At 47.1% G+C, this 255-nt stretch carries 1 pseudogene; it reads left to right on the top strand.

The features are described from left to right. Window positions 1–255 (top strand): annotated as a pseudogene (locus tag LF817_RS20120) (IS4-like element ISHaha1 family transposase); the annotation flags it as partial.

The following is a 255-nucleotide window of genomic DNA, read 5'->3' as shown; positions in this document are numbered from 1 at the left end:
GAAGGGTGGACTCAGGTTAAACCTGAGGAGGACTTGAAAGATTGTAGAGGAGGGGAAACGATCGACTACGGGTTCATCAAGGTTGGTGGAGATTCTCGCAATTCCTTTGTGGCACGAGTGGTCGCACAAAAGCTCACCACGGAACAGCGCAAAAGACGGGATAGAGCTTTACAATTAAAAAGGCAGAAAGGCCACCAGACCCTTTCTGCCCAAGAAAGAAACTCTATCCAAATTCTCGTGACCAATATAACACAT

It is taken from the genome of Halobacillus sp. A1, assembly GCF_024189295.1.
GTDB lineage: Bacteria > Bacillota > Bacilli > Bacillales > Halobacillaceae > Halobacillus_A.
This window is presented reverse-complemented; position numbering and strand designations above follow the sequence as displayed.